Annotated in this window: 11 protein-coding genes; 2 read left to right on the plus strand and 9 right to left on the minus strand. The window is 70.3% G+C overall.

Annotated features, from left to right (window positions below; genetic code table 11):
* Positions 1 to 172 precede the first annotated feature (172 nt).
* Positions 173 to 667 carry a chaplin gene (locus tag ACFXGX_RS33970; protein ID WP_384799124.1) on the minus strand — a complete coding sequence of 165 codons (495 nt, stop codon included), beginning with the start codon at positions 665 to 667 and terminating at the stop codon, positions 173 to 175.
* Between the two features lie 350 nt (positions 668 to 1,017).
* Between ACFXGX_RS33970 and ACFXGX_RS33975 the strand changes: the two genes are divergently transcribed.
* The gene (locus ACFXGX_RS33975; RefSeq protein WP_384799127.1) at positions 1,018 to 2,421 is read left to right on the plus strand and encodes a condensation domain-containing protein; all 1,404 of its coding nucleotides are present in this window, start codon (positions 1,018 to 1,020) and stop codon (positions 2,419 to 2,421) included.
* Positions 2,422 to 2,453: 32 nt separating this feature from the next.
* On the opposite strand, the gene ACFXGX_RS33980 is transcribed toward ACFXGX_RS33975, so the two are convergent.
* The 6 genes from ACFXGX_RS33980 to ACFXGX_RS34005 all read right to left on the minus strand — a co-directional run bounded on the left by ACFXGX_RS33980 (position 2,454) and on the right by ACFXGX_RS34005 (position 7,366).
* Positions 2,454 to 3,614 (minus strand): serine hydrolase domain-containing protein, encoded by a 1,161-nt coding sequence (locus ACFXGX_RS33980; RefSeq protein ID WP_384799130.1) that lies wholly within the window; start codon positions 3,612 to 3,614, stop codon positions 2,454 to 2,456.
* Between the two features lie 139 nt (positions 3,615 to 3,753).
* The gene (locus tag ACFXGX_RS33985) at positions 3,754 to 4,158 is read right to left on the minus strand and encodes an organic hydroperoxide resistance protein (RefSeq protein ID WP_384799203.1); all 405 of its coding nucleotides are present in this window, start codon (positions 4,156 to 4,158) and stop codon (positions 3,754 to 3,756) included.
* A 161-nt stretch (positions 4,159 to 4,319) separates the two neighbouring features.
* Positions 4,320 to 4,793 (minus strand): MarR family winged helix-turn-helix transcriptional regulator, encoded by a 474-nt coding sequence (locus ACFXGX_RS33990; RefSeq protein ID WP_384799133.1) that lies wholly within the window; start codon positions 4,791 to 4,793, stop codon positions 4,320 to 4,322.
* A complete protein-coding gene (locus tag ACFXGX_RS33995) occupies positions 4,790 to 5,557 on the minus strand; it encodes an energy-coupling factor ABC transporter ATP-binding protein (protein ID WP_384799136.1) in 768 nt (255 codons plus the stop codon). The genes ACFXGX_RS33990 and ACFXGX_RS33995 overlap by 4 nt, the downstream gene beginning before the upstream one ends.
* Entirely contained in the window at positions 5,545 to 6,306 is a 762-nt protein-coding gene (gene cbiQ / locus ACFXGX_RS34000; protein ID WP_384799139.1) for a cobalt ECF transporter T component CbiQ, read from the minus strand. Before cbiQ ends, ACFXGX_RS33995 begins: the two co-directional genes overlap by 13 nt.
* A gap of 1 nt (position 6,307) precedes the next feature.
* Positions 6,308 to 7,366 (minus strand): energy-coupling factor ABC transporter permease, encoded by a 1,059-nt coding sequence (locus tag ACFXGX_RS34005; protein WP_384799142.1) that lies wholly within the window; start codon positions 7,364 to 7,366, stop codon positions 6,308 to 6,310.
* 310 nt (positions 7,367 to 7,676) lie between these two features.
* Here ACFXGX_RS34005 and ACFXGX_RS34010 point away from each other — a divergent pair, with 310 nt between their 5' ends.
* Positions 7,677 to 8,033: an SsgA family sporulation/cell division regulator gene (locus tag ACFXGX_RS34010; protein ID WP_037628130.1), complete on the plus strand. Its 357-nt coding sequence runs from the start codon at positions 7,677 to 7,679 to the stop codon at positions 8,031 to 8,033.
* Between the two features lie 151 nt (positions 8,034 to 8,184).
* On the opposite strand, the gene ACFXGX_RS34015 is transcribed toward ACFXGX_RS34010, so the two are convergent.
* Together ACFXGX_RS34015 and ACFXGX_RS34020 are read right to left on the minus strand one after the other, a co-directional pair.
* A complete protein-coding gene (locus ACFXGX_RS34015; RefSeq protein ID WP_384799145.1) occupies positions 8,185 to 10,401 on the minus strand; it encodes an MMPL family transporter in 2,217 nt (738 codons plus the stop codon).
* A gap of 154 nt (positions 10,402 to 10,555) precedes the next feature.
* Positions 10,556 to 11,146, minus strand: a complete 591-nt coding sequence (locus ACFXGX_RS34020; protein ID WP_384799148.1) for a TetR/AcrR family transcriptional regulator — start codon at positions 11,144 to 11,146, stop codon at positions 10,556 to 10,558.
* Positions 11,147 to 11,364: the final 218 nt, after the last annotated feature.

An 11,364-nucleotide genomic window follows, 5' to 3' on the forward strand; every position in this document is an offset into this window, starting at 1 on the left:
CGCGTGAAGCGTTCGCGCCGCCTCCTTGCATTCCGCACCACACATCACGTGCGGCACGAACTGCTCCCGTGGCGAGGTGCTCACGTCGATGCGATGGCGCGGAGGGCGGACAGACAACGGCAGCCCGCCGGCCCCACCAAACACGTTCGATGGGGCCGTACGGGCATCCAGGTCAGCGACTTGGGCGGAAGCGGCGGTACAGGACCGCACCCGCGAGGACGGACACGGCGCCGCCGGCGAGGGCCGGGCCGGCCAGATCCGCTCCTGTGCGGGCCAGCGTGGACGTCGCCGTGCCCGGAGTGTCCGGAACGGCCCGATGCCGGGGGGCCGGGGGTCGCGACACCGGGGGCGTCGCGGCCGAGGGCTTGGGGGCCGGAGTCGTCCGGGCAACGTGAGAATGAGCGTGGTCACCGCCGTTGACCGACTGGTTGCCGATCGCCGGGTTGCCCACGCCGACCGCGTTGACACTGTTCCCGGAAACGTTCACCGGCAGATCGACCGGCAGCTGCAGACCGTTGCCCGAGATCAGCCCGGGCGAGTCCGTGACGCGGCCGTCGGCCGAGGCTTCGCCCGACGTGTCCGATCCGCCGTCGGTCTCCGCACGGTCGGCCTCGGCCGTGTCCTTGTTCTTGTCCTTACCTTCCTGAGCATCACTGCGGGTACTCACCCGCACACCTGCAAACGCCGGAGCGGCAACAGGGTTATGGCGTACCGCCTTTCGACGTCTCTGCGCTGGTCCAAAAGGTCCGGACTGATGCCGTCGGTCATGTGACTGTCGGTCTGGTTGCTCGTTGCGCTTGCCATATTGGGGCGGTCCACATCTCGCCCCCGGCACGCGGCAGTCCCGACAGGCGGGCGCAGGAACGGCCGTTGACCGCGGGGCGATGGCGATGGACAGGTCGCTTTGCCGTTCGACGTGCCACACCTTCTGCTGATTTGCAGGCGAAACGGCAGACGGCGCTCACACGCCGACTCCACGGTGATCAAGCCTGTGTTTTCCGACAAGGAGACGCCACTGTGCGAATTTCTGACATTCAGCGCTGCGAGGTCCGGCCCGGACGGCTCGTGGAGTGGGGGTTCAGCCCTGCGACCGTCGCGGCAGCGGCGGTGCTGCCGACGGATCCGCGGCCGCCGGCGTACATCCAGGAGTCACACATCAGAACGGCGCGGTCGGTGCGCGAGGGGGGCCTGTTCGTGCCGACCTGGCTCGGTACGGCTTTCGACCTGCCCGGTCAGGTGGACCTCGACATGCTGGAACGGGCACTACGCGGCTGGACACTGCGCCACGAGACGCTGCGCAGCGGGTTCAGGTGGGTGGGCGACGAGATGCACCGGTTCACTCTCGATCAGGACGATGTCACGCTCTCCCGCGAAGTGGTGGGCGACTTCACCGACGCGAATCTACTGGCCGAGCATCTGCAAGACCGTTTCGACGAAGCGGCGGACGCTCTCGGCTGGCCCAATCTCATCTTCGCGGCGGTCGTCCGCGAGGACTCCACCAGCGTGTATCTGGCTTTCGACCACACCAACGTCGACGCCTACTCGCTGCAGCGCATCCCGTACGAGGTGCAGGAGCTGTACACGGCACATGTCGCGGGGCAGTCCCTCACCGCCACCCCGGTCGCGAGCTACGTGGACTTCTGCGAGCAGGAGCGGGCGAACGCGAACGCCATCGACGACACACACGCGATCGTCACGCGCTGGCGGGAGTTCATCGGCCGGTGCGACGGAAGGCTTCCGGAGTTCGCCGTCGATCTGGGCCTGCGGCCCGGCGACGCACTGCCCGTCCAGAAGCTCATGCGTGAGCCGCTCGTCGACGCGGACGCGGCCGCTGCGTTCGAGACGTACTGCCGGCCCTACGGCGGCAGCCTGGTGGGCGTCCTGGCCGCGACCAGTCTGATCGTCCACGAACTCGGTGGGCAACCGGTCTACCGCACGGTCGTGCCGTTCCACACCCGGCTGAAGTCCGCGTGGTCGGACTCCGTGGGCTGGTACGTCGGCGGCGCGCCGATCGAGGTACCCGCGGCACGGGACTTCGACGCCGCGCTCGCCTCGGTCCGGGCCCAGTTGCACGCCAATCGGTCGCTGGCGCGCATTCCTCTGGCCCGAGTACTACGCCTCCTGGGCGAAGACTTCCGCCCCACGTCACCCGACCTGTACTCGATCATCTCGTACGTGGACGCCCGCCTCATTCCCGGTTCGGCCGGCTGGAGCGAACAGAAGGCGTACGGGCTGCTCCGTGTGTCGTACGGCGATCAGGTGTGCGCCTGGGTCAACCGGCTGCCCGAGGGACTGTGGATCGCGTGCCGCTACCCGGACACGGACATCGCTTCCAAGAACGTACGCCTTTATATCGAGAAGCTTCGGGAGCTGATCGTCTCAGTTCGTCCTGCGGCCCTTTCAACCGTCGCAGGGCGATGATGCGCATCGCCGGCTGCAACGACGTCGGGCGGTCACGCGGTGATGGCCGTGCGTACCGCCCGTATCAGGGACTGGGCCCGCGGGTCCGCCGTCACGCTCTTGCGGAAGCCGTTGGTGACGTAGCCGAAGGCGATGCCGGACTCGGGGTCGGCGAAGCCTAGGGCGCCGCCGCGGCCGGGGTGGCCGAAGGAACCGGGGGAGAGCAGCGGCGACGCTCCGCCGTGGAGCATGTAGCCGAGGCCGAAACGGGTGTTGACGACGAGGACCCGGTCGGGTCCCGCGGACTGTTCCGAGCGCGCGGCCGACAGCGTCTCCGGTGTGAACAGCCGGACGCCGTCCACCTCCCCGATCAGCGCGGCGTAGAAGCGGGCGAGGCCGTCGGCGGTGGCGATGCCGTTCGAGGCGGGCAGGGCGGCGGCGCGGTAGGCGGGATCGTTCTCGTCGGGCATCGGGGTGATCGCGGCGAAGGCGCGGCGCGTGAGGCTGCCGGGGTCGGCGTAGGCATCGGAGACCGCCCGCCTGGGGCGGGTCCTGAGGCCGCCCGGCGTGGCCGATGCCTCGGTCCGCGCGACCCGGCCCACCCGGCCGGCCACCGCCTCCGGAAGCCCGACCCACAGGTCGAGGTCCAGGGGCCGGGCCAGCTCCTCCGCGATCCACCGGCCGATCGTGCGCCCGGTGACGCGCCGGACCAGCTCGCCGGTCAGCCAGCCGAATGTCTGCGCGTGGTACCCGTGCTCGGCCCCGGGCTCCCAGGCCGGCGTCTGGGCGGCCACCGCCGCGGCCGTGAGATCGGGGTCGGCGGCCTCGGCGGGGGTGAGCGGGCGGTCGACGGCGGGAACCCCGGCCCGGTGCGCGAGCAGATGCCGTACGCGCGTGTGCTCCTTGCCGTGCTCCTTGTACTCGGGCCAGTGGGCGGCGACCGGCGCGTCCGGGTCGAGCTGTCCTCGCTGGGCGAGCAGCAGGAGTACGGCGGCGGCGACGCCCTTGGTCGCGGAGCGCACGATCTGCGCGGTGTCCCGCTCCCAGGGCTCGGTGCCGTCGACGTCACGGGTGCCGCCCCACAGGTCGACGACCTTGTGTCCGTCGCGGTACACGGTGACGGCGGCGCCCCGGTCCCCCAGCGTCGCGAAGTTGGCCGCGAACGCCTCCCTGACCGGTTCGAAGCCCTCCGCCACTGTGCCGTTCACGTCCACGCCCGCGCTCCCTGTCGCCTCACCTCTACCGACAATGAGTGCAACACGCGTCCGCGGCCTTCGATTCCTAGGACGTCTAGGGCTTGTCTGACAATTCGCGCCGCAGCCCGCAGGGCAGACGGGAATTGTCAGACAAGCCCTAGCCCAGCACGATCGTGACCTCGATGTTGCCGCGGGTGGCGTTCGAGTAGGGGCAGACCTCGTGCGCCGCGTCCACCAGCTTCTTCGCCACGTCCTCGTCGAGGACGGGGAGCGAGACGCTCAAGGCGACCGCCAGTCCGTAGCCGTGCTGTTTGTTGGGGCCGATCCCAACCTTGGCCGCGACCGTGGAGCCCGAGAGGTCGAGGCCGGCGCGGCGGCCGACCAGCACCAGCGCGTTGTGGAAGCAGGCGCTGAACCCGGCCGCGAACAGCTGCTCCGGGTTGGTGCCGTTCCCGTCGCCGCCCAGCGCCGGAGGCATCGCGACCTTCAGTTCGAGATGCCCGTCCTGGCTGGTCACGAAGCCGTTCCGGCCGCCGTGGGCGGTCGCCTCGGCGACATACATGATCTTCGTCGGACGGGTGTCGACAACGGCGCCGTCGATCACGGCAAGACCTCCCCCGGAGTGGGCAACAGAAGCGCACACAGGCGCATCGCGCACAAATGTATCGTGCACAAGGTACCGGCCGGTATGGACCTCGGGAAGCCTCGGGTGGCAACGAGATGTCAGCGCCCGCGCGCCGCCGCGCCCTCCGCGCGTTCGGCCAGCCGCCGCAGCTCCTCGCGCAGGCGCGCGACGTCGCCCTCGCTCAGGCCGGTCGCCGTGAGCAGCGCCTGCGGTACGTCCTCCGCGCGCTCCCTCAGCAGTTCGCCGCGCCCGGTGAGGGCGACACGCACCGAGCGTTCGTCGTACGCCGAGCGCTCACGGCGTACGAACCCCGCCGACTCCAGCCGCTTGAGCAGCGGCGACATCGTGCCGTAGTCGAGGTGCAGGGCGGCGCCCAGTTCCTTGACCGTGGTCTCGCCGCGTTCCCACAGGACCAGCAGGACGAGGTACTGCGGGTAGGTGAGGCCGAGCTCGTCGAGCAGCGGGCGGTACGCCGCTGTCACGGCCCGCTGGGCGGCGTACAGGGCGAAGCACAACTGGTCGTCGAGCAGCAGCGACCCGGCCGGCGGCCCGACGTCCTCTTGTTTCGTCACGCCCCCATTGTCACGGAGCGCGGGTCGAACCCGAAGGGAAGCTCCAGACGATGGGTGCGCATGAGCGTGTCGTCGGAGAGGACGTCACCGGTCGCGCCGTCTGCGACGATCACGCCGTCGCTGAGGACGAGGGAGCGGGGGCACAGTTCGAGGGCGTACGGCAGGTCGTGGGTGACCATGAGGACCGTGACGTCCAACGAGCGCAGGATGTCGGCGAGTTCACGCCGGGAGGCGGGGTCGAGGTTGGAGGAGGGCTCGTCGAGGACGAGGATCTCCGGCTCCATCGCCAGCACCGTCGCGACGGCGACCCGGCGCCGCTGCCCGAAGGACAGGTGGTGCGGCGGGCGGTCGGCGAAGGCCTCCATGCCGACGCGCTCCAGCGCCGTGCGGACGCGTTCCTCCAGCTCGGCGCCCTTCATGCCCGCGGCGGCCGGTCCGAAGGCGACGTCCTCGCGCACGGTCGGCATGAAGAGCTGGTCGTCCGGGTCCTGGAAGACGATGCCGACCCTGCGCCGGATCTCCGCCATGTTCCGCTTGCCGACCGGGAGTCCGGCGACCGTCACCGTTCCGGCGCCGCCGGTCAGGATGCCGTTGAGGTGCAGGACGAGGGTGGTCTTGCCGGCGCCGTTCGGGCCGAGCAGGGCGACGCGCTCGCCGCGCCCGATCCGGAAGTCCACGCCGAACAGGGCCTGGTGCCCGTCCGGGTAGGCGAACGCGAGGCCGGAGACCTCCAGAGAAGTTGCGGCAGGCGTCACAGGGTCCATCCCAACAGGCATACGACAAGGGCGGCGAACGGAAGGGCGAAGGCGTACGACCACTGCGCCCGGGACGCGGTCACCTCGTCGATGACGGGCATGGAACCGGCGTACCCACGGCTCACCATGGCCAGGTGCACGCGTTCCCCGCGTTCGTAGGAGCGGATGAACAGCGCGCCCGCCGACTTCGCGAGCACCCCCCAGTGCCGCACCCCGCTCGCCTCGAAGCCGCGCGACTCCCGCGCGATCCGCATGCGCCGCATCTCGTCGGTGATGACGTCGCCGTAGCGGATCATGAAGGAGGCGATCTGTACGAGGAGCGGCGGGAGCTTCAGCCGTTGCAGGCCGAGGAGCAGTTCGCGCAGTCCGGTCGTGGAGGCCAGCAGGACGGAGGCGGCGACGCCGAGGGTGCCCTTGGCGAGGACGTTCCAGGCGCCCCACAGGCCGTCGACGCTCAGGGACAGGCCCAGCACGTCCACCCGTTCGCCCTCCGCCACGAACGGCATGAGCACCGCGAACGCGACGAACGGGATCTCGATCAGGAGCCGCCGCAGCAGGAGCCCCGCCGGTACGCGGGCCTGGTGGGCGACCACGGCCAGCAGCACGGCGTACAGCGCGAACGCCCACATCGCCTCGCGCGGGGTGGAGACGACCACGACCACGAAGGCGAGGGTGGCGGCGAGCTTGGTGTGCGGCGGCAGGGCGTGCACCGGCGAGTCCGCGTGCCGGTACAGCTTGTGCGCGTGCCCCGCCCCCACCTCAGACGCCTTCCGGCACGGAGACGGGCGAGGTGTCGGCCGGGCGCCGCCTGCGGACCGCCCAGAAGACGCCGCTGCCCGCGGCGACGGTGACGCCGACGCCGATCACCCCGGCGAGACCACCCGAGAGGCGGGCGTCGGAGATGTCCTTGACGCCGTATCCGGCGAGCGGCGAGTCATCGGAGGCGTGGGCCCTGGCCTTCGCGTCGATGCCCTTGTCCTTGGCGACCTTCTCCAGGCCGTCGGGGCTCGCGGAGGCGTAGAAGCTGACGAACCCGGCGAGGACGAGGGAGGTGACCAGGCCGGTGATCCACACCGTGCGGTGCGAGGAGCGGGCCGCGACGGGGGCGGGGGCGGGGGCGGCCGTGGGCGTGTCGACGAGCTCCCCGTTCACCCGCAGCTTGAGGCGCTGCTGGAGGCCGCGGGCGCCGTACACGAGGTCGGGCCGTACGGCGATGACGGCGCCGACGGTGAGCGCCGTGATCACGGCTTCGCCGATGCCGATGAGGACATGGACGCCGACCATGGCCGTGGCGACCTTGGGGAGCGCGATGTCGGTGGTGCCGCCGACCGCGTAGATGAGGGTGAAGGCGACGGCGGCGGCCGGGACGGAGAGCAGCGCGGCGACGAAGGACGCGACGGTGACCGAGCGGCGCGTGCGGGGCAGCACCTTCACCAGGCCGCGGAAGACGGCGTACGCGACGACCGTGGTGACGATCGCCATGTCGGTGATGTTCACGCCGAGCGCGGTGAGCCCGCCGTCGGCGAAGAGGATGCCCTGCATGAGCAGGACCACGGAGACGCAGAGGACGCCCGTGAAGGGTCCGACGAGGATCGCGGCCAGGGCGCCGCCGAGCAGATGTCCGCTGGTCCCGGCGGCGACCGGGAAGTTCAGCATCTGCACGGCGAAGATGAACGCGGCGACGAGGCCGGCGAGCGGCGCGGTCCGTTCGTCGAGTTCACGGCGGGCACCCCGCAGGCTCACGGCGACGGCGCCTGCGGCGGCCACGCCCGTGACTGCCGAGACCGGGGCATTGATGAATCCGTCAGGTACGTGCACCGTCCGATGATAGTGCCTTGTTGCGAACGACTTGCAAGAGCGCGGACACGCGAACAACATGCGACAGGCAGGCGTACGGGAGCAGTTCACCGGCGGGGAGCGGGCGCGTGAGAACGGTTCACCGGCGCCAGAAGCCCGGCCGCCCGGGGTGGATGTGGCCCGCGCACACATGTAAGCGCGACGAGCGGGCAGGCGTCCCCTGAGGGGGGTCACGGACAGCCGGAGAGCGGTTTCCGCGAGATGTGCGACATTGGAATGGTGACGGAATTCACATCCTCCACATAGGTGACGCAGCGTAAGGAGTCGGTTCATGCACGCCGTCGAACAGTACGCCCGCGCTCATATCGTGACGGACACCGCCGACTCCCTCGATGACGAACACCGGGCCGTCCCGGTGGCCCTCCGGTACGACCCGGAGGCGGATCCCGGCCGGGTGTGCGTCACGCTGCCCGGCCCGCACGAGTGGACCTTCGAGCGCGAACTCCTCGAACGGGGTCTGCGTGTCCCCGTCGACAGCGGCGAGGTCCGCATCTGGCCGTGCGGCCGCGTCCAGGCCGTCCTGGAGTTCCACTCGGCGCAAGGGGTGGCGGTCGTGCAGCTCGACACGAAGGCGCTCATGCGGTTCCTCCGCCGTACGTACATGGCCGCCACGCCCGTGGCGCACTAGAGGAACGGCACATACGTGAGAGACCTCGCCGAGGCGTCGGCGAGGTCTCTCACGTGAACGGTCCGGCCGCGGAAGCCGGGGGGCGGACCGCGGCTGTGGCACGGGTCGGACCGCGGGTGCGGCGAGGGTCGGACCGCGGGTGTGGCGAGGGTCAGACGCCGACCAGCTTGCGGTCGTGGTCCCCGTCGCGCGGCCTCTCCTCGAGCGCCCGCAGGCCCTCGCCCTCGACATCGACGTTCGGCAGCACGCGGTCCAGCCACTTCGGCAGCCACCAGGCCCGCTTGCCGAGCAGCGCGAGCACCGCGGGGACGAGCGCCATCCGGACGATGAACGCGTCGAAGAAGACGGCGATGGCGAGACCGAAGCCGATCATCTTGATCATCGACTCGCTGGAGCCGATGAACCCGGAGAACACGGCGATCATGATGACGGCGGCGGCCGTGACGACCCGCGCGCCGTGCTTGAACCCGGTGACGATCGCCTGGGCGGGCTTCTCACCGTGGACGAAGGCCTCCCGCATGCGCGTCACGAGGAACACCTCGTAGTCCATGGCGAGACCGAAGACCACGCCCACCATGAAGATCGGCATCATGGACATGATCGGGCCGGTCTCCTCGACGCCCATCAGGCTGGACAGCCAGCCCCACTGGAACACCGCTACGACCGCGCCGAGGGCCGCCATCACGCTGAGCAGGAAGCCGAGGGCCGCCTTCAGCGGAACGAGGATCGAGCGGAACACCACGATCAGCAGCAGGAAGGCGAGACCGACCACGAGCGCGAGATACGGGATCAGCGCGTCGTTGAGCTTCTGCGAGAAGTCGATGTTCATGGCCGTGGAGCCGGTGACGAGCACGGTCGCGTCCGTCTCGGCCTTGATGTCGGCACCCGTGCCGCGGATCTTGTGGACCAGGTCCTCGGTCGTGACGGAGGACGGCTTCGAGTCGGCGATCACCGTGATCATCGCGGTGTCCCCGGCCTTGTTGGGGGCCGCCGGGCTCACGCTCACGACACCCTTGAGGTCCTTGATCTCGTCGTGCACGGTGCTGAACACCGTCTTGGGCGCGTCGCTCGCCTTCGCGTCGACCACGACCATCAGCGGACCGTTGAAGCCGGGCCCGAAGCCCTCGGAGAGCAGGTCGTAGGCGCGTCGCTGGGTGGTGGACACCGGCTGCGAGCCGTCGTCGGGCAGGCCGAGCTGGAGCGAGGCGGCCGGAACCGCGGCGGCGCCGAGGCCGACCACGCCGAGCAGCAGCACCGCGAGCGGGCGGCGGACGACGAAGCTCGCCCAGCGCGTGCCCATGTTGGGCTTGCCCTGCTTCTTGGCGGCACGCCCGCCGCCGAGCAGCTTGCTCTTCTGGCCGGCCGGCTGGACCCTGCGGCCCGCGTAGCCGAGCAGCGCGGGGATCATCGTCAGGGCGATGAGGACGGCGACGGCGACCGTGCCCGCCGCGGCGACACCCATCTTCGTGAGCATCGGGATGTTGACGACCGACAGTCCGACCAGCGCGATCACGACGGTCAGTCCGGCGAAGACCACGGCCGAACCCGCCGTGCCGACAGCCCGTCCGGCCGCTTCCTCTCGCTCGCGGCCCTCGGCCAGTTCGGCCCGGTAGCGGGAGACGATGAAGAGGGCGTAGTCGATGCCGACCGCGAGGCCGATCATCATCGCGAGGGTGGAGGTGGTGGAGCCGAGGTCGAGCGCGCTGGCGAGCGCGGTGATCGTCGAGACGCCGATACCGACGCCGATCAGCGCGGTCAGCAGCGGCAGTCCGGCGGCGATCAGGGAACCGAAGGTGATGACGAGGACGACCGCGGCGATCGCGATGCCGATGACCTCGCTGGAACCGGTCTCGGGCGTCGCCTGGAGCGCGTCACCGCCCACCTCGACGGTCAGTCCGGAGTGCCGCGCGTCCCCGGCGGCCGCCTTCAGGGCGTCCTTCGAGGCGTCCTTCAGCTCCATGCCGGAGACCTCGTACTTCACCGAGGCGTAGGCGACCGAGCCGTCCTTGCTCACGGCGCTGGTCTTGAACGGGTCGCTGACGGAGGTGACCTCGGAACCGGTGCCGAGCACCTTGACGGCCTTCTCGACCGCCGCCTTGTTGTCCTTGTCGGCCATCTTCTCGCCGGCGGGCGCCTTGAAGACGACCCGCGCGGTCGCTCCGTCGGCGCTCATTCCGGGGAAGCGGCTCTCCAGCAGGTCGAAGGCCTTCTGCGCCTCGGTGCCGGGGATCGAGAAGGAGGACGATCCCGCGACGGGCGCGGAGGCGGCGCCGACACCCGCGAGGGTCAGCAGGGCCACCCATATCAGGGCGGCGAAATGCCGACGCCGGAAGGCGAGTCGGCCGAGTTTGTAGAGGAATGTGGCCACGAGGGCGTACTCCCGGTCAGGTCGTGGAAGGGCAGGGGCTGGTGTGATCACCCGTGTGGGGGCAGGGGGGATCAGCCCGACGACGTGAGCGGCGCGTCAGGTGCGACTGCAGAGATCTGCAGAAAGGGGGTGGTACGGGTTCGGGTGCGGGACGTCAGGCGCCGAGAGCGGGGAGGACCACGGCGTCGACATACGAATGCAGGAAGGCCTGCGTCGGTGGGAGCTCGTCGATCATGGTGCGGGCGGCGAAGGCGCCGATGAGCATGTGCATCACGTACTCCATCGCCGGGTTGTCCGCACGGATCTCACCTCGGTCGACACCGCGCTGGAGAACCAGGCGCAGCTCTTCCATCTCCGGCTCGATCAGCCATTCCCGGAACGCCTTCAGCAGATCCGGGTTCCCGTGTGCCGCCATGGCCAGGCCCCGCATCAGCGCGGAGTCCCGCTCCATCTGGCAGTCGTCCTGCCGGAGGGTCAGTGCGTGGAAGTCGCCCCGCAGGCTCCCGGTGTCCATGTCGGCGGCCTTCAGCGGCTTCTGGTGCCGCAGGGCCTTCACGACGAGCTCGGCCTTGCCGCCCCACTGGCGGTAGAGGGTGGCCTTGCTGGAACGGGTGCGGGTCGCGACGGCGTCCATCGTGAGGGCGTCGTAGCCGACCTCCCGAAGCAGGTCGAGCACGGCCGTGTACAGCTCGGCCTCACGCTCGGGTGTGATGCGACTGCGACGCGTCGTTGCGGCTTCAGCCATCCCACTCTCCTCCCCCGCTTCGGACGACACGGATTCGTATGTCCCTGAAGATACCCCCCGACACCAGCGAAACGAAACCGTTTCGTACGTGTGCTGGGTCACGCCGGGGCGGGGCGGGCGCGCGGCCGGGGGCCGGGGGCCGATAGCCGATGGCGGTGGCCGGCCGGTGGCCGATGGCCGTGGCCGGTGGCCGATGGCCGTGGCCGGTGGCCGGTGGC

Source organism: Streptomyces sp. NPDC059371, assembly GCF_042751995.1.
Taxonomy (GTDB): Bacteria; Actinomycetota; Actinomycetes; order Streptomycetales; family Streptomycetaceae; genus Streptomyces.

Bases quoted from the DNA above. Each gene is read 5' to 3' on its own strand.
- ACFXGX_RS33985 (WP_384799203.1), bottom strand. From the start codon at position 4,158: ATGTATGTCGCCGAGGCGACCGCCCACGGCGGCCGGAACGGCTTCGTG.
- ACFXGX_RS33995 (WP_384799136.1), bottom strand. From the start codon at position 5,557: ATGGACCCTGTGACGCCTGCCGCAACTTCTCTGGAGGTCTCCGGCCTC.
- ACFXGX_RS34010 (WP_037628130.1), top strand. From the start codon at position 7,677: ATGCACGCCGTCGAACAGTACGCCCGCGCTCATATCGTGACGGACACC.
- ACFXGX_RS34020 (WP_384799148.1), bottom strand. From the start codon at position 11,146: ATGGCTGAAGCCGCAACGACGCGTCGCAGTCGCATCACACCCGAGCGT.